Source organism: Streptomyces sp. Root1310, assembly GCF_001426425.1.
Taxonomy (GTDB): Bacteria; Actinomycetota; Actinomycetes; order Streptomycetales; family Streptomycetaceae; genus Streptomyces.
The window spans coordinates 284,431-302,764 of sequence record NZ_LMEQ01000034.1 but is presented as its reverse complement, the minus strand read 5'-3'; the positions used below and the strand labels follow the sequence as shown (position 1 = coordinate 302,764).

Sequence of the window (18,334 nt, the reverse complement as noted above, 5' to 3'; positions counted from 1 at the left end):
CCCCCCAGGTCACGATCGGGCCCCCTGCCGAGGACAGGGGGCCCATGACCTTAACCGCCCGGCCGGATCGACGGCCAGGCGTCGGGGCTACCGGCGCCGGTAGCCGACCGTGACGACGCCGTTGACCTTCGCCGGGGTGCCACTGCCGTAGACCACCTCCCCGCCGGACTTCTTCCAGATCTTCACGAGGAACGTGTCGGGGCTGTCCGTGATCGTGAGGCGGAAGCCGTAACCACTCTTGCCGTTGACCGTGCCCGAGCCCTGGAGGACGGCCGTGGAGCCGGTGACGACGAGCCAGTCGAGGCCGGTGGAGCGGAACTTCACGTGGGCCTGCTTGGAGTCGAACGTGACCCCGCCCGCCGGAGCGGTGGCCCCCGGCAGATAGCCGGCCGTGAGCGAGAAGAACGCCCGGCCCGTCAGTTTCGGCCCGACCCTGGAGTCGACGGTGCCCGCGCCCACCACCGGTCCGGCGGCCCGGTCGTACACGATCAGCTCGGGGAGGGTCGTGGCCGCCGAGGCGCCGTCGTCGTCGGTGACGGTGATCACCGGACGGCGGATGCCCGCCGAGGTGTAGGTGTGCTCGGCACGGCAGCCGGACGAGGTGACCGTGCCGGTGGTCGGCTTGCCGCCGTCCTTCCAGTCGACCACACAGGTGTGGGTGTCACCGGTGCCCGGGTCGCCGAACCGGACGGTGACGGCCGTGCCGCGGCCGGCCGGCACCGGGCCCGACGGGCCGGTGGCGGACGTGATGGCGGGGGCCGCGTTCGTCACGGTCACCTCGGCCGCGTCGGTGCTGCGGCCGCCGGTGAGGGTGACGGTGTAGGTGCCGTTGTCGGTGCAGGTGACCGTGGTGCGGGCGGCGGCGGCGTCCTCGACCGTGCAGGGCGCGCCCTTCTGGAGGGTCCACCGTGCGCCGCCCGCTCCGGAGACCGTGCCGGTCAGGGCGATCGGGGCGCCCTCGACGCCCTGGGCGTCCGGACCGGCGTGGACGACGGTGACCGGGTCGATGCCCGTAAGGGTGGGCACGACCTTCCGGATCAGGCCGTCGGCGTCGAACTCCAGCTTGTCGACGGTGGTTTCGCGGTGGGTGCCGTCACCGCCGGGGATGGCGAAGCGGTGGTAGGCGATGTACCAGTCGTCCGTACCCGGCACCTGGACGACCGAGTGGTGGCCGGGGCCCTTGATGCCGAGGGAGAGGTCCTTCTCCAGGATCACGCCGCGCTTGGTCCACGGGCCGGTGGGCGAGGGACCGGTGGCGTAGGCGACGCGGTAGTTATCGTCGCGGGTGTCGTTCTCCGACCACATGAAGTAGTAGGTGCCCTTGCGCTTGACGACGAAGCTGCCCTCGTTGTACCCGCTCGGGGTGATGTCGGTGATCTGCGAGGCGTCGAAGGAGACCATGTCGTCGCCGAGCGGCACGACATAGGCGTGGCCGTTGCCCCAGTAGAGGTAGGACCGGCCGTCGTCGTCCGTGAAGACCGCCGGGTCGATCATCTGGCCGCTGTACTGTCCGGCCTTGAGCAGAGGCTTGCCCAGGGCGTCCGTGAACGGGCCGGTGGGCGAATCGGAGACGGCGACACCGATGTTGGCGTCGGCGCAGAAGTAGAAGTAGTACTTCCCGTTCTTCTCGGCGATCGCCGGTGCCCATGCCCTGCTGTCCGCCCAGCTCACGTCCGGCCCCAGGTCGAGGATGACCCCGTGGTCCGTCCAGTGCACCAGGTCGGTCGACGAGTACGCCTTGAACTGCGTACCGCTCCAGCCCTCGAAGCCGTCGGTCGTCGGGTACATGTAGAAGGTGTCACCGAAGCGCACGATGTTCGGGTCGGCGTTGAGACCCGGCAGCACCGGGCTCTTCATGACGAGCGCAGACACGGTCCAGGTGCGCTTGGTGCCGTCCGAACCGGTCACCTCGTACGTCACCGGCGTGCTGAAGTCGTGCACGCTGCCCGAGGCGGGGCTGATCGCCGCGCCGTGGGCGAGGGTGAACTCCGGTGCCAGCGCGGTGAGGTCGGTGCCCTCCTTCAGCGGGAGGGTGATCTTGCCGGTCGCGTTGTCGAGGAGGGCGTCGACCTTCAGCGCCGGGTGCGTCGCCTTGGCGATGCCCGCGGTGTTGCCGCTGAGCTCCATGACCTCCGCGGCCGACAGCGCGCGGTCGTAGACGCGGAAGTCGTCGACCTCGCCGCCGAAGTACGGGTCGGCCGAGTACAGCGACCTGCCGATGTAGCCGCTGTAGTCCTTGGCGGAGTCGTACAGCTCGGACGGCTTCACGGTGGTCGTCGTGCGGGCCGCCTCGACCCCGTCGACGTAGAGCACCATCGTGCCGGTGGCGCCGTCGAGGGTGACCGTGACATGCCGCCACTCGCCGGGGGTGAGTTGCGATCCGGCCGTCAGCTTCGACTCCGCCGACCAACTGGCCTTCGTGATGGCCGAGTACAGGCTGGAGCCGCCGTTGGAGGGGGTGGCGAAGAGGTACTTGTCGCTGTCGGGTCCGAGCCCGAACAGCCACTGGAAGGAGGAGCCGCCCTTCCACTTGGCGTACGTGGACACGGTGACGCTGTCGGCGCCCTTCAGCACGCCGTTCGGGATCCTGACGTAGGGCGAGGTCGCGGAGTCGCCGGACATCTTGAACGAGCCGCCGTCCACGCCGGTCCCGAACCCGGGAGTGCGGACGTAGGTGCCGTGGTTGCCGTGTCCGCTGGAGTCGACGGCGATGTTGCCGGACGTCTCGTCGAAGCCGTAGTGCAGCAGCAGGTCGGCGGGCACGTCGGCGCCCTCCTCGGAGACCGTCACCCGGGCCCGGACGGGAAGCGCGGCGCCGTCGGGCAGGCTCCCGGTCACGGTGAACGTGCCGGCCTGCGCGTAGGCCGTGGCCGGGACGTCGTCCCAGGCCACAGCCACCGGGCGCGCGACACCGTCGGCGTAGGCGGCGATCACGGTCGCGGGCAGAACCGGGGCCTGGCCGATCCGTGTCTTCACGGACACGTCCTCGACGCTCTCGACCAGCTGGTCCGGCTGGTAGGCGCGCAGCAGCCGGTCGTACTCGGCCTGGGTGACCGGCAGGACGGTGCCGTGGCGGGGCTTGGCCGGCAGGTCGTAGCCGGTGGACGGGGTCCAGACGCCGGAGGCGAGGTCCCTGGTCTCGAACGGCAGGTAGCCGCGGCCGCCGAACTCGTCGAGGAAGGCGTACCACTTCTCCTCGGTGTTGGACTTGAACACCAGCGGTCCTTCGGCCGCGTTCATCGCGCCCTTGCCGATGCCCTCGGCGACCGCGTCCCAGGAGAGGTTCAGCAGCGAGTCGCTCTTCTCCTCGAAGATGAACTTGCTGTTGGGGGTGGAGGAGGAGTTGTTGCGCTCGTCCTTCGACAGCCGGAAGTAGGTGCCGTCGTGCTGGATCACCGTGGAGTCGATGACCGAGTAGCCGCGGTCGATCCACACCTTGGGCTCGCTGAACGTGTAGAAGTCGCGGGTCGTGGCGTACATCATCCGGTTGTACGTGTCGCCTGAGTGCGCCGCGTTGTCGTACAGCTTCGACGCCCAGAAGACCACGTACTCGCCGAGGCCGGCGTCGTAGTACGCCTCGGGCGCCCAGGTGTTGCCGGCGCTGTCGGGGGAGACCTTCACCAGGCGCTGGTCCGTCCAGTGGACGAGGTCGGTGGACTCCCAGACCATGACGGACTTGCTGCCGGTGCGCTGGGCGGCGTCCCAGTCGCCGTTGCCGTAGATCCTGAGGTCGGTGGCGATCTGGTAGAACTTGTCGCCCTCGGGGGAGCGGATGATGAACGGGTCGCGCAGGCCCCGCTCACCGAGGGTCGAGGTCAGCACCGGCTGCTCGTCGTTCAGCTCCCGCCACTTCAGCGGGTCGTTGCCCTTGCTGAGCGCGGCGTACAACTGCTCGCCGTCGGAGGTGCCCTCACCGGTGAAGTAGCTGAACATGTAGCCCTTGAGGGCTTCCTTCACGGGGAGTTCGGGGACCTTCGCGGTGAACACGCGGGTCGCCTTCGCCTCCCCCTTGGTGACGGTCGCGGTCAGGTCGACGGTGGTGGCGCCCGTGCCGTGCGCGGGACGGTGGACCACGCCGTCGGCCGAGACGACGTCGGCTCGCGCGGAGGCCCAGGTGACGTCCGTGCCGTAGGAACCGGTCGCCGGGAGGCCGAGGTTGCCGCGTACGTCGTCGAGGTTGTGGACCGTGAGGGCGTCGGCGGCCTGCCGGGCGGCGGTCGCGTCGTCGAACGCGGCGAGGACCGTGACGTCGAACGACTTGGTCGCGGTGACCGTCCCCTTCCTGAGGGTGGCGGTGAGCGTGGCGTGGCCGTCCGGCTCGCCCGCGGCGGGACGCGTCACCTTGCCCGTGTCCGACACCAGGGCGGTGTTGTCGCTCGCCCAGCCGATGGTGGCGCCCCCGGCCGTGCCCGTCTTCGGCAGGTCCAGGTCGGAGATGACGGCACCGGTGTCCCCGAGGCTCAGTGCGGCCTTGTCGTCGGCGACGCCCTGGGTGGCCACGGGGAGGGCGAGTTGTTCGACGTCGGATGCGGCCAGCGCGTGGTCGTACACCCGGAAGTCACGGATGTCGCCCTTGAAGAGCTTGTCGCCCGAGTACACCGACTTGCCGAGGTAGCTGGCGGTGGTGACGCCGGAGCCGATGGCGCCGGGGGTGATGGTGACCGACGTGTTGCGGGCGACCTCGACGCCGTCCTCGTACAGCACACCGGTGGTGCCGGACTGCGTGTAGGTGAGGTGCTTCCACACCGAGCGGGTCAGATTGTGGGAGTCGGCGGGCTTGGTGGTCTGCTCCGTCGACCAGTTGCCGGTGGCTATCGAGGTGCGCAGGGAGTTGCCCGTGGTGAACAGGTAGCCGTTGCCGTTGCTGCCGCTGGAGTTGCCGAAGCCGTACAGGAAGTACGGCGTGGACTGGGTGGCGTCGATCCGCACGTCCATGGCGACGCTGATCGCGTCCATGCCCTTCAGCACGTCGTTCGGCACCTTGACGTAGGTGTCCGAGCCGTTGAAGGCGAGGCCCTGGCCGGTGGACGACCAGCCGGCGGTGCCGGCCACCGTGCCGTCGCGGCCGTGGCCGGAGGCGTCGGCGACCGTGGTGCCGGACGTGGCGTCGAGCTTGTACCAGAGGGCCAGGCCGTCGGTGATGTCGGCGGCCTCGTCCGCCTGGACGGGGGTCGCTGCCCCGACGAGGCCGACGAGCAGCGACACGGCGGTCAGTGCGGCCAGTCGCCCCGCCCCCCGTTTCGCACGGTCGCCGGGTCGATGTCTGTGCGTCATGGGGGACCGCCGTTTCAACCGTGTGACGTGATGTTGCGAGAGTGTCAAACGGTGTTCATGGCCGCGTCAAGAGTTCTCGAACAATGTCCGACAGGTCGAACAGTCGGGAGCGGCCCGCAAGGTCCGTGGCTCAGCGCCGTGTTGACGACTCCAGCCATGCGGTGAGGGCCCACCACCAGTGCAGGGCTGCCAGCGGGCCGTCACCGTCCGCGAGGGAGGTGGAGGTGATCTGCCTGAGCCGGCCGAGTCGGTAGCGGACGGTGTTGGGATGGGTGAACAGCGCCGCCGCGGTCTGGTCGAGCCGGCGTCCGTTGTTCAGGAACGCCAGCGCGGTGAGGGCGAGTTGACGATGAAAGGTGTCCGACGGGTCGAGTGGGCCCAGAAGCCGCCGGCTCAGCAGGACGCCCAGGGAGGACTGCTCGGCCAGCGCGATCCTGGCGGCGAAGTCCGTGACGTCGTACAGCCCGTGCAGACCGTGCTGCCGGCCGAGATCCACGGCGCGCACGCACAGCCGGTACAGCGCGGGCAGCTCCGGCAGGGGAGCGGCGGGCGCGACCACGACCAGCGCCTCGGGATCGACCTCGTCGGCCTCCGGCGGCCGCGGGCACAGTCCGGCCGCGCGGCCGTCGAGCGGCACGGTCACCGCGTGCGGCGAGCGCACCGCCCGCGCGGGCACGGGAGCGGCGACCAGGCAGTGGTAATGCCCGGCAGTGTCCGACCGGACCCCGGCGCGCGACAACTCCTCCTGGAGCGGCGGGACTTCGCCGACCAGCGCCTGGTGCAGCAGCCGGGTGCGGACGGCGCCCGGCGCGCGGGGCGACTCGTGCTCGGCGGCTCGGTAGCCGTGGATCACCTGCCGTTCCATCGCCGCGCCGTACTCCTGGAGCCGCAGCACGACCGACAGCAGCGCCCGGTCCGAGACCCCCGCCGAACGGCACCGGTCCACGACGAGCTCCGCCGCGCGGCCGAGCGCCGCCTGCACGCCCCGCAGCACGACCGTCATCGGCACGCCCTGCACGGCGCGGTCGGCGCCCAGCAGGAGGGCGGCCGTGAAGTCCTGGTCGTCGACCGAGCCGGTCCCTTCCGGCGCGGTGAACCAGGGGTCGGCCGCGCGGAGCATCGCCGTCACATGCGACCGGGTCGCCTCCTCGGTCAGCCGGGACAGTTCGGGGGAGCGGCTGCGGGCGGCGCGCACGAGCTCGACGCACACATCGACGTCGGCGGCCATGTCCCGCAGGACCCTGGCGACCGGCTCCGGTCCGTGGACGACGGTCATGGTCCCCCTTCGCCCGGTCGCTGTCGCCGAGCCACAAGCGAGCGGTGTCCACGTTGACGTCCGCGCACTACCGGAGCCGTGTGACGACCTGGTTTCCTGTTGGGCTACCGACGGTAACAGCGCAGCTGTCGCAGGAACACCCCTCAGTCACGCCACCCATGGACCGACCAGGGCCCACCCAGCACGGTCCAGGCACCGCCCCCGCGAAGCCTCCAGGAGGGCCGCTCATGGACACCCCCGAAGCCGACGGAATCACCCGCCGCCACGCCCTGACCGCGGCGGGCGGAGTCCTCGCGGGCGCGACCCTCGCCGCGCAGGCCTTCCCCGCGTACGGCGCGACGCAGGACGCCGACGCGATCGTCGTCGGCCACGGCCTGGCAGGCCTCGTCGCCACCGCCGAACTCGCCGCAGCCGGACGCAAGGTGCTCCTCCTCGACCAGGAACCCGAGGCGAGCATCGGCGGCCAGGCGTTCTGGTCCTTCGGCGGACTCTTCTTCGTCAACTCCGACGAACAGCGGCTGATGGGCGTCAAGGACACCTACGACCTGGCCTGGCAGGACTGGCAGGGCACGGCCGGCTTCGACCGGGGCGTCGACGACCCCCGGGGCCAGGACCACTGGGCGTACCAGTGGGCCAAGGCGTACGTCGAGTTCGCGTCCGGCGAGAAGCGGTCCTGGCTCTCCGGACTGGGCGTCCAGTGGTTCCCGATCGTCGGCTGGGCGGAGCGCGGCGGAGGTCTCGCCACCGGACACGGCAACTCGGTGCCGCGCTTCCACGTCACCTGGGGCACCGGACCGGCGGTCGTCGAGCCCTTCGAGAAGAAGGTGCGGGCCGCGGTCGCCGACAACAAGGTCAGCTTCAGGTTCCGGCACCGCGTGGACGAGATCGTCACCACCGGGGGAGTCGTCACGGGCGTCCGCGGGGCCGTCCTGGAGCCCAGCGGCGTGGCCCGCGGCAAGCCCAGCTCCCGCACCGTCGTCGGCGACTTCGAGCTGCACGCCCCGGTCGTCGTCGTCACCTCCGGCGGCATCGGCGCCAACCACGACCTGGTCCGGCAGAACTGGCCCGCCCGGATGGGCACCCCTCCGAAGTTCATGGTCACGGGCGTGCCCGCGCACGTCGACGGCCGCATGCTCGGCATCACCGAGAAGGCGGGCGGGCGCATCGTCAACCCCGACCGCATGTGGCACTACACCGAGGGCCTGCGCAACTACGACCCGATCTGGCCCGGCCACGGCATCCGCATCCTCCCCGGCCCGTCCTCGATGTGGTTCGACGCCACGGGCAAGCGGTTCGACACGCCCGACATCCCGGGCTACGACACCCTGCACACCCTCAGGACCATCACCGACTCGGGCTACGACTACTCCTGGTTCGTCACCACCCAGAAGATCATCGCCAAGGAGTTCGCGCTCTCCGGCTCCGAACAGAACCCCGACCTCACCGACAAGAACGTCTGGCAGCTGCTGTCCCGGATCTGGCAGACCCCGGAGCCGATCGAGAAGTTCAAGAACAAGGGCGAGGACTTCGTCGTCGCCTCGACGCTCACCGACCTCGTCGCCGGCATGAACAAGCTGACCGGCACCTCGCTCATCGACCTCGCGGGCCTCAAGCGGCAGATCGAGGCCCGGGACCGCGAGATCGACAACGCGTACACCAAGGACGTCCAGGTCATGGGCATCCGCAACGCCCTGAACTACACCGGCGACTCACTCAGCCGCACGGCCGCCGTCCACCGGATCCTCGACTCGAGCGCGGGGCCGCTGATCGCCGTACGCCTCAACGTCCTCACCCGCAAGACCCTCGGCGGTCTCCAGACCGACCTCTCCGGCCGGGTCCTGAACGCGGCCGGGAACCCCGTACCCGGTCTGTACGCGGCCGGAGAGGTCGCCGGCTTCGGCGGCGGCGGGATCCACGGCTACCGCTCCCTCGAGGGCACGTTCCTCGGCGGCTGTCTGTTCTCCGGGCGCCAGGCGGGACGTGCCGCCGCGGCGGCGACCGCGACCTGACCGGGCGTCGAACGCAGTCGAACGCCGTCAAATGTAGTCGGGCACGGTCCGATCGAGCGAGACATGCGCCGAGTGGCCCGACTCACATGGCCAACCAGGTCGGGCACCGACACGATGGTCCTCGTCACCGCCAGGCTGAAGGGGTCCCGGATGTTCCGCAAGGTGCTGGTCGCCAACCGTGGTGAGATCGCGATCCGTGCGTTTCGCGCCGGCTATGAGCTGGGCGCGCGCACGGTCGCGGTCTTCCCGCACGAGGACCGCAACTCACTCCACCGGCAGAAGGCCGACGAGGCCTACGAGATCGGCGAGCAAGGGCACCCGGTGCGCGCCTACCTCTCCGTCGAGGAGATCGTCGGCGCCGCGCGCCGGGCGGGCGCCGACGCCGTCTACCCGGGCTACGGGTTCCTCTCCGAGAACCCCGAACTCGCCCGTGCCTGCGAGGAGGCGGGCATCACGTTCGTCGGCCCCGACGCGCGCACCCTCGAACTGACCGGGAACAAGGCGAGCGCCGTCGCGGCGGCCCGCGCGGCGGGCGTGCCCGTGCTCGGTTCGTCCGCGCCCTCCAACGACATCGACGAACTGGTCGGGGCCGCGCAGGAGATCGGCTTCCCCCTGTTCGTCAAGGCCGTCGCCGGAGGCGGCGGCCGGGGCATGCGCCGCGTCGAGGACCCGGCCGTGCTGCGCGAGTCCATCGAGGCGGCCTCCCGCGAGGCCGCTTCCGCCTTCGGCGACCCGACCGTCTTCCTGGAGAAGGCCGTCGTCGACCCGCGCCACATCGAGGTGCAGATCCTCGCCGACGGCGAGGGCAACGTCATCCACCTCTTCGAGCGCGACTGCTCGGTCCAGCGCCGTCACCAGAAGGTGATCGAGCTGGCCCCCGCGCCCAACCTCGCCCCGGAGCTGCGCGACCGCATCTGCGCCGACGCCGTGCGCTTCGCCCGGCAGATCGGCTACCGCAACGCCGGTACCGTCGAGTTCCTCCTCGACCCCGCGGGCAACCACGTCTTCATCGAGATGAACCCGCGCATCCAGGTCGAGCACACGGTGACCGAGGAGGTTACCGACGTCGACCTCGTCCAGGCCCAGCTGCGCATCGCCGCCGGCGAGACCCTGGCCGACCTCGGCCTGTCCCAGGAGACCGTCACCCTGCACGGCGCGGCCCTGCAGTGCCGGATCACCACCGAGGACCCCGCCAACGGCTTCCGCCCCGACACCGGCCGCATCAGCGCCTACCGCTCACCCGGCGGATCCGGTATCCGTCTCGACGGCGGCACCACCCACGCGGGTACCGAGATCAGCGCGCACTTCGACTCGATGCTGGTCAAACTGACCTGCCGAGGACGGGACTTCGAGACCGCGATCAAGCGGGCCCGGCGTGCCGTCGCCGAGTTCCGGATCCGCGGCGTGTCCACCAACATCCCGTTCCTCCAGGCCGTCCTGGACGACCCGGACTTCCAGGGCGGACGCGTCACGACGTCGTTCATCGAAGAGCGCCCGCACCTGCTCACCGCACGCTCCTCGGCCGACCGCGGCACCAAGCTGCTGACCTACCTCGCCGACGTCACGGTGAACAAGCCGCACGGTGAACGGCCCGAGCTGATCGACCCGGTCACCAAGCTGCCGCCGCTGCCCGGCACCGAGCCGCCCGCGGGCTCCCGTCAGCGCCTCGTCCGGCTCGGCCCCGAGGGCTTCGCCCGCCATCTGCGCGAGTCGCCGACCATCGGCGTCACCGACACCACCTTCCGCGACGCCCACCAGTCCCTGCTGGCCACCCGCGTCCGTACCAAGGACCTCCTCGCCTCGGCCCCGCTGGTCGCCCGGACCCTGCCCCAGCTGCTGTCCCTGGAGTGCTGGGGCGGCGCCACCTACGACGTCGCCCTGCGCTTCCTCGCCGAGGATCCCTGGGAGCGGCTGGCGGCCCTGCGCGAGGCCGTCCCCAACATCTGCCTCCAGATGCTGCTGCGCGGCCGCAACACCGTCGGCTACACGCCCTACCCGACCGAGGTGACCGACGCCTTCGTGCAGGAGGCGGCCGCCACCGGCATCGACATCTTCCGCATCTTCGACGCGCTCAACGACGTCGGCCAGATGCGGCCCGCCATCGACGCCGTACGGGAGACGGGGACGGCCGTCGCCGAGGTCGCCCTCTGCTACACCTCCGACCTGTCCGACCCGAACGAGCGGCTCTACACCCTCGACTACTACCTCCGCCTGGCCGAGCAGATCGTCGAGGCGGGCGCCCATGTGCTGGCCGTCAAGGACATGGCGGGCCTGCTGCGCGCCCCGGCCGCCGCGAAGCTCGTGTCGGCGCTGCGCCGTGAGTTCGACCTGCCGGTGCACCTGCACACCCACGACACCGCGGGCGGCCAGCTCGCCACCTACCTGGCCGCGATCCAGGCCGGCGCGGACGCCGTCGACGGCGCCGTGGCCTCCATGGCGGGCACGACCTCGCAGCCCTCGCTGTCCGCGATCGTCGCCGCGACCGACCACTCCGAGCGGCCCACCGGCCTCGACCTCCAGGCCGTCGGCGACCTGGAACCGTACTGGGAGGGCGTCCGCAGGATCTACGCCCCCTTCGAGGCCGGGCTGGCCTCCCCGACGGGACGCGTCTACCACCACGAGATCCCCGGCGGGCAGCTCTCCAACCTGCGCACCCAGGCCGTCGCGCTCGGCCTCGGCGACCGCTTCGAGGACATCGAGGCGATGTACGCCGCCGCCGACCGCATCCTCGGCCACCTGGTGAAGGTCACCCCGTCCTCCAAGGTGGTCGGCGACCTCGCCCTGCACCTGGTCGGTGCCGGAGTGTCCCCCGCGGACTTCGAGGCGTCGCCCGACCGCTACGACATCCCCGACTCGGTCATCGGCTTCCTGCGCGGCGAACTCGGCACCCCGCCCGGCGGCTGGCCCGAGCCGTTCCGCAGCAAGGCGCTGCGGGGCCGCACCGAGGCCAAGCCCGTCCAGGAACTCACCACCGAGGACCGTGAAGGCCTGGAGAAGACCCGCCGCAGCACCCTCAACCGGCTGCTCTTCCCCGGCCCGACCCGCGACTTCGAGGCCCACCGCCACGCCTACGGCGACACCAGCGTGCTCGACAGCAAGGACTTCTTCTACGGTCTGCGTCCGAGCACGGAGTACGCCGTCGACCTCGAGCCGGGCGTCCGGCTCCTGATCGAGCTCCAGGCCGTCGGTGAGGCCGACGAGCGCGGCCTGCGCACGGTCATGTCCTCCCTGAACGGCCAACTGCGGCCCATCCAGGTGCGGGACAAGGCGGCGGCCTCCGACGTGCCGGTGACCGAGAAGGCCGACCGCGCCAATCCCGGGCACGTCGCCGCGCCGTTCGCGGGCGTGGTCACCCTCGCGGTCGCCGAGGGCGACGAGGTGGAGGCAGGCGCGACCGTCGCCACCATCGAGGCGATGAAGATGGAGGCCACCATCACGGCCCCGAAGGCGGGCACGGTGTCGCGGCTGGCCATCAACCGGATCCAGCAGGTGGAAGGCGGCGACCTGCTGGTCGAGGTGGGCTGAGGTCAGGGGCCGCGGACGGTCACTCGCCCGCGGCCACGTACCGCTCGCCCGGGTCGTCCGCGTCCTCGCGGCCCGACAGGTCCACCTTCACGCCGTAGGGCTCCAGGGCCTGCCGTATGCGCTCGGCCATGGCGTCGGACAGGTAGTGGTGGTGAAGGTCCAGCTCCTGGAGATGCACCAGGGGCCGGACGCCCAGCAGAGCCGCGGCACCCTCGTCGGACAGCGTGCCGCGGCCCAGGTGCAGGGCGGTGAGCTCTGCGACGACCGGGGCGGAGGCGACGGCGGCCGCCACCTCGTCCTCGTTGTCGGCGTTCCGCAGGCCCAGCCGGCGCAGGGCGGGCAGCCGGGAGCCGTCCAGGATCGGTTCGAGGTCGGCCACGGTGGTGGTGCGGCCGTACGACTCCGTGCCCAGCCACAGGTCCAGGTGCTCCAGCGCGGGCAGTTCCGAGGCGGCGAGCCCGTGCACCACCTCGGCCGGCAGTCCGCCGTTCTCGAAGCGGAGGATCCGCAGACCCTCGTGGCGCAACGGTGTGAACTCCAGCCCCGGACCGCCGCCGAAGCCGCCGCCCGAACCGCGTACGGCGAGCTCCTCCAGCCCCGGGTAGGCGGCGAGGAACGGGCTGACGTCGCCCTGGACGATCCAGGAGAGCTCGCACTCCTCGAATTCGAGGTCCGCGAGGTAGAGGGCCCGAAGGCCGGTCAGCCGGTCCGCCGCCCCCGCGAGGCGCTCCACCACCTCGTGGCAGGAGTCGCCGGCGGCTTCCACGCCACGGACTCCGCTTCGGGGAGGTCCCGCGAGGTCTCCCCGGGCAGCCGGAAGACGTACACCGGCAGGCCGTGCAGGTGCGAGACGTGCGCCGGCGTCATGGGCGGATACCTCCGTGAGCGGACGGCGGCCGGAACTGCGCGCCCCGGCCCCTGCGGCGTACTTTCCACCAACTCCCAACGGCAGTTCCCCGAGGCGCGCTGCCCGTGCGGGCAGCAGGTCTGCCCCCGCGTCCGGTGACGTGGGCCGGGTCACCGGCTAACGTCCGTCCGTGAACAACCGCACTGTGCCGCAGCGGCCGTCGACCCGTCGTCCGGAGTCCGCCGCGTGAGCGACGAGCCCGCCGTCGAGATCCCCGCGTACGAGGCCGTCGCAGCCCGGGAGGCCCCCGCTCAGGAGGCCCCCGCCTCGGTGACCCCGGCTCCGGTGACCCCGGCTCCGGTGACCCCGGCCCCGGAAGCACCCGCCCCGCGCCCCCGTCGGCGCGGCCCGGGCCCCTTCACCCTCCTGGTCCTGCCGGGCCTGGTCACCCTCACCACGGTCGCCGGGTTCCTCGCCCTGACCGGTGGGCTCCCGGACGACTGGAGTCCCGGGGAGGGCACCGCGCAGGACGCCGCCCCCGGCGGTGTCGACGCGAGCTACGGACCCTGGCTGCGCAAGTCCGCCGACGCCTGCACGGTCGTCACCGCGTCCGTCCTCGCCGCGCAGATCGACCAGCTCACCGGCTGGAGCGACGCCGGTGCGACCGGCTCCGGCCCGCAGGGCATCGCCGCCTTCACCGCCGCCGACTGGAAGACCTGGGGCAAGGACGACGACGGCAACGGGCGGTCCTCACCGGGCGATCCGGCCGACGCCATCATGGCGCTCGGGCGCCAGGACTGCTCCCTGGCCGGGCAGGTCACCGGACTCAGAACCGACGGCACCGTCAACGGGGACCTCGTCGACCTCACCCTCGCCGCCTACGCGGTCGGCACGGACGCCGTGACGAAGGCGGGCGGTGTCCCCGCCTCGGCGCGGACCTACCTCGGCGAGGTCAAGGCCCTGTTCGCCAAGTACGAGGCCTTCGACCGGGAGGACACCAGCGGCGGTGGCCTCCTGGCCGACGCGATCCTGGCACCGCCCGTCACCACCCTCACCATCACCTCGCCCTACGGCTCCCGCCAGCACCCACTCACCGGCGTCACCAAACTCCACACCGGCGTGGACTTCGGCGCACCCCAGGGAGCCCAGGTCTCCGCCGCCCGCGCGGGCACGGTCGTCTTCGCGGCCATGACCACGGCCTACGGCAACCGGGTGGTCGTCGACCACGGCACGATCGAGGGCAAACGGCTCCAGACCACGTACAGCCACCTGTCCGCCATCGACGTCACCGCGGGACAGACCGTGCAGACCGGGACCCCGCTCGGGCGGGTCGGTTCCACCGGCCTGTCCACCGGCCCCCATCTGCACTTCGAGGTGATCTACGACGGCTACTACGCCGATCCCCGGCCCTGGCTGGCGCTGAACGGCTGACGGCACCTCACGAGGGCGGGTGCCACCACCGGTTCAGAGCGCGAGGCGGCTGCCGACCGACCGGGCGACCTCGGTGTGGGAGAGGTACTCCACCATGCTGTGGGCCCGGTCGCGGGCGTTGATGACGGCGAGGTCGGTCAGGCCGTCCGCCCAGTCGTCGGCCAGTGGGCATCCGATGGCGACCGCGTCGTTGGGGCACCAGACATTGCCCCAGTCCGCGACCAGGTCGGGACGCTTGGGCCCGCCCACGAGGAGCCTGCTGTACACACTGTCCAGGCCGAGGGGGCTGCCGGCCGTGGTCAGATGGACGGCGCTCACCCCGGGGGACAGCCGTGTGGTGAGGTCCAGGCCGACGACCGTGCCCAGGCTGTGGCTGACGAGGACCACCTCGCCCGAGTCCGGCATCGCCTCGAGCACGGAGTTCAGGACCTCGTCACGGACGGGCCGGGCGTCGTCGAGGTAGGCGGCCACGTCACGGAAGATCAGGGCGATGGCCCACGCGTCGAGGTCGCTCCTGGCGGCCAGCCAGCTCAGCCTCTTCTGCAGGACACCGACGATGTCGCCCAGACCGAAGCCCTCGGTGGCCAGTTGCCGTTCCTGCGGCATGTTCCACTTCAGGGCCGCCTCGCCGATGATCTCCTCGTACACCGCGCGGGCGGACGGAGCGGAGGGCGCGACCACCTCCGCCGCCATGGCGGTCGGCGCCTCGACCACGCGGGGGACGGCTTCGTGCGCGGTGAGGGCCTGCGCCAGCCTGTCGCCGTAGAAGGGGAACCAGACGTCCGCCGGGTCGACGGGAGGCAGCCCGGCCCGCACGAGTCCCTGGTTGAGCCCGGCCGCCCATGCGCGGCGCAGTTTCTCGGGGTCCTTGCCCTCCTGGGAACGACCGTGCAGGAAGACCAGGTGCCGGTCGCCGCCGAACGCTCCGTCCCGGGCGCGCAGGCCCGCCCGAGCGGCGGCCCGCTCGGCGGCCCGCTCGGGCGCCGGTGGCGATGCGGCGACGATCACGGGTGCGGGTGCGGGTGCGGGTGCGGGTGCGGGTGCGGGTGCGGCGGCGGCCCGCGTCCGGGCCAGCCCCGCCTCGGGGCCCAGGTCGTCCAGCGGGGACGGCCGCGGGGAGGTGCGGGGGAGCGCGGCGAGGTGTCTGAGGATCGAGCTGATGCGCACGCCCTCGTTGGCCACCCAGTCGATGGCGTCCTCGCCGTCCCCGGGGCGCCAGACCTGCCCGTCCCGGCGCAGGACGCGGCCCTTGTCGTCCGTCATGGGTACCCCGCTGTGATGGAGCGCGACGACCTCCCACTGGTCGTTGAAGACCGGGGATCCGGAGTTTCCGGGCTCGGTGTCGGTGCGGTAGTGGAGGAAGTCGTCGAGGCGGGTCTGGAGCATGTTGTCGCGTACGGCGATCTCCTTCAGGCGGCCCATCGGGTGGCCGATGACGTTGACGGGCTCGCCGATCACCAGTTTCCCGGTCTGGGCGCTGAGCCGGTTCCAGCCGAACGTCTCGCCGGGTGGCCTGCCGTCCGGGCCGGCGGCGACGAACACCAGCGCGAAGTCGAGGCGTTCGTCCGCCGCGAAGAAGGCGTCGGGGTCGAGGCCCAGCCGTGTCGGCGCCTGAGGAGTGTTGTCGACGGTGACCTGGGCGTCGAACTCCACGAAGCACGCCCGGGAGGCCTCCGCGTCGGTGAGGACGTGATGGTTGGTCATCAGCAGGCTCGGCGAGACGAGGAAGCCGGTGCCGAGCGGCAGTTCACGGCCGTTCTCCCGGACCGAGATCCGGGCGACGGTGCGTGCGGCCCGGCTGCCGCGCGGCAGGAAGCTCCATGCCTGGAGCTCCTTGGACACCCCGAGGATGCGTTCGTACGCGGCGGTCGCGGCAAGCGGCTCCGCGCGGACGGCCTCCACCACCATGGCGGAAGGCACCGCGTGCCGTTCGAGCAGACGGGCCGCGCGGGCCGCGAGCGCCTCCTCGGAGTCGGGGAAGGCGATCCCGGCGTCCTGTTGCCGCTCGACCGCGCGGCGCGCGTCGCCGGCCGCGCCGTACCGTGCGGCGGCCGCCGCCACCTGGCGCTCCCGCTCGCCGCGGGACGTGTCCGTCGCAGCCATGTCAGTCCACCGTCCTTCCGGCGGTGTGCCACGGCACGAACGCGTTCGTCAGGCCCGCGAGCGCCGAACGCAGTTCCGGGTGGTGGCGCAGCAGCACCGTGATCATGCTGTTGTCGTCGATCCAGGCCATACCGGCCTTGGAGTACACCTCGGGCGTGTAGTACTCGGTGAAGAAGCGGTCGCTGTTCAGCCGGCGCGAGGCCATCAGGACGAAGATGCGGAACGCCGTGTCGCTGAAGGCGAATCCGGCCGGCAGCCGTTCCGCGTACAGCCCGACCATGAGATCGACCTTCTCGACATCCCCGTCGTAGAGCCGTTCGATCTGCTCCGCCCACCGCGGGTTCTCCGTCAGCTCCGCGAAGGTCTTCGCCGGCTTCAGCCGCAGCAGACGCCGGAACTCGTTGTAGCGAGGGACGCCCAGCTCACGGGAGCGCAGGATGTCGGTGGCGGCGAGGTCCTGAACGCGGCCGTCGGGACGCTCGAACTCCTGCAGGAACCGGGGGAAGTTGTGCAGGGTGACCAGTCCGGGGTGCAGGGTGCCGAAGCTGTAGAGCAGATCGGCCGTCCCGGTGGTGTCCAGGACCTTCAGCGCACCGGGGCCCGAGATGTCACGGAGGGTGCAGTGCCGCAGGGTGGCGTCGTCGGCGGCGGAGCGCAGGTGCCATTCGTCACGGATCAGCGGGTGCATGCGGTAGACGGCGACGAACTCCTCGGTGAGCGCGTACGGGACGCCGTAGTGGTCCGTCCTGCCCCCGGGGATACCGCTGACGACCTCGCTGCCGCTGTTCCGGCCGAACAGGTTGTGGACGCGCTCGCCCGCGAGGCCCCACCAGTTGGCGCGCAGGGCCGTGACGGTGGTGGGGTGGCTGATCACCGCCGGGGTCCACTCCACGGTGTGGATCTTGGCGAGCAGCGCGGCGTTGATCAGACGGGCGCGCTGGAACAACTCCTCGTCGCCCCAGGACGGGTAGGCGCCGTGCAGGTGGTCGCAGATCGCGTTGTGCTCCCGGGCGAACAGGTGCTGCATCATCGCCAGACCCAGCCAGAAGCCGGGCACCCGCGAGGGATCGCGGGAGGGGTCCGAGCGGAACGGTGACTGCTCGTCGTCCCACAGGTGCACCCTGCCCCGCTCGCCGGTGCGTATCAGGCGCTGCTCGGACTCGTTCGATCCGTAGAGCTGCGAGGCGTCCCACCAGTGGGAGGAGACGTTCACGCGGGTGTCGGGCGTCCCGGCCGGTGCGGCGGGGTCGCGCGTCGGGTCGTCCGGCGTCCGCATGATCCGCATGGGATGTTCCGGCCACGGGTCGTCGTCCGCGACGGGGAGTTCCCAGGGCCGCTCCGTGGGGCTCGTACCGTGGCTGAACCAGTCGCGGACCATGAACTGGAGCCAGGCGGCGACCAGGGAGTTGACCGACTCCGCCGGGGTCAGTCCGTCCCGCGTGAGCAGCGCGCGGCTGACTTCGCGAGGGCTCGGCCGCGACAGGACGTCCTCGGGCGCGGCCGGGGCGATCCGGTCCAGCGGGATGTTCCGGCCGAAGCGCGTGCCCGCCATGCCCATCCGAGGCTCGCCGAGGTCGTTGTGGCTGCCGTCGGCGGTCCGGTTGACCTTGTGGCCCTCGGACGGGGGCGCCGCACCGGCGAGACCGACCGAGGGCAGCTGCCCGGTGTCGTGGAGGTTCTTCTGCCGGAGCCTGACGCGCAGCCCGAGGAGTGTCAGCAGACCGGGCAGGACGGGCAGTCTGTCCCAGCCGAAGCGCCGGTCGATGTACTCGGCGCCTCGGGTGACGATCCGCCAGGGCAAGGACGTACGGTATCCGCCCGAGGGACGCCGTGCGGCGCGTCGTCGGTCGCTCATCACGTTGCTCCTGT

The 18,334-nt window shown here is 71.5% G+C and carries 8 protein-coding genes; 3 read left to right on the top strand and 5 right to left on the bottom strand.

Annotated features, from left to right (window positions below):
- Positions 1-87: 87 nt before the first annotated feature.
- Both ASD48_RS39570 and ASD48_RS39565 read right to left on the bottom strand, forming a co-directional pair.
- Positions 88-5,274: a family 43 glycosylhydrolase gene (locus tag ASD48_RS39570; RefSeq protein WP_057606737.1), complete on the bottom strand. Its 5,187-nt coding sequence runs from the start codon at positions 5,272-5,274 to the stop codon at positions 88-90.
- 130 nt (positions 5,275-5,404) lie between these two features.
- A complete protein-coding gene (locus ASD48_RS39565) occupies positions 5,405-6,550 on the bottom strand; it encodes a PucR family transcriptional regulator (protein WP_057606736.1) in 1,146 nt (381 codons plus the stop codon).
- A gap of 227 nt (positions 6,551-6,777) precedes the next feature.
- Here ASD48_RS39565 and ASD48_RS39560 point away from each other — a divergent pair, with 227 nt between their 5' ends.
- Together ASD48_RS39560 and ASD48_RS39555 are read left to right on the top strand one after the other, a co-directional pair.
- On the top strand, positions 6,778-8,559 hold the full coding sequence (locus ASD48_RS39560; protein ID WP_057606735.1) for an FAD-binding dehydrogenase: 1,782 nt from the start codon (positions 6,778-6,780) through the stop codon (positions 8,557-8,559).
- Between the two features lie 150 nt (positions 8,560-8,709).
- Positions 8,710-12,084 carry a pyruvate carboxylase gene (locus tag ASD48_RS39555; RefSeq protein WP_057606805.1) on the top strand — a complete coding sequence of 1,125 codons (3,375 nt, stop codon included), beginning with the start codon at positions 8,710-8,712 and terminating at the stop codon, positions 12,082-12,084.
- Between the two features lie 19 nt (positions 12,085-12,103).
- Here the strand turns inward: ASD48_RS39555 and ASD48_RS39550 are convergent, their stop codons facing one another.
- Complete coding sequence (locus ASD48_RS39550) at positions 12,104-12,850, bottom strand: STM4015 family protein (RefSeq protein ID WP_348983249.1); 747 nt, start codon at positions 12,848-12,850, stop codon at positions 12,104-12,106.
- A gap of 426 nt (positions 12,851-13,276) precedes the next feature.
- Between ASD48_RS39550 and ASD48_RS39545 the strand changes: the two genes are divergently transcribed.
- Positions 13,277-14,362 (top strand): M23 family metallopeptidase, encoded by a 1,086-nt coding sequence (locus ASD48_RS39545; protein ID WP_057606804.1) that lies wholly within the window; start codon positions 13,277-13,279, stop codon positions 14,360-14,362.
- Positions 14,363-14,395: 33 nt separating this feature from the next.
- Here the strand turns inward: ASD48_RS39545 and ASD48_RS39540 are convergent, their stop codons facing one another.
- Both ASD48_RS39540 and ASD48_RS39535 read right to left on the bottom strand, forming a co-directional pair.
- On the bottom strand, positions 14,396-16,465 hold the full coding sequence (locus ASD48_RS39540) for a serine protease (protein WP_057606734.1): 2,070 nt from the start codon (positions 16,463-16,465) through the stop codon (positions 14,396-14,398).
- Position 16,466: 1 nt separating this feature from the next.
- A complete protein-coding gene (locus ASD48_RS39535) occupies positions 16,467-18,320 on the bottom strand; it encodes a peroxidase family protein (protein WP_057606733.1) in 1,854 nt (617 codons plus the stop codon).
- Positions 18,321-18,334: the final 14 nt, after the last annotated feature.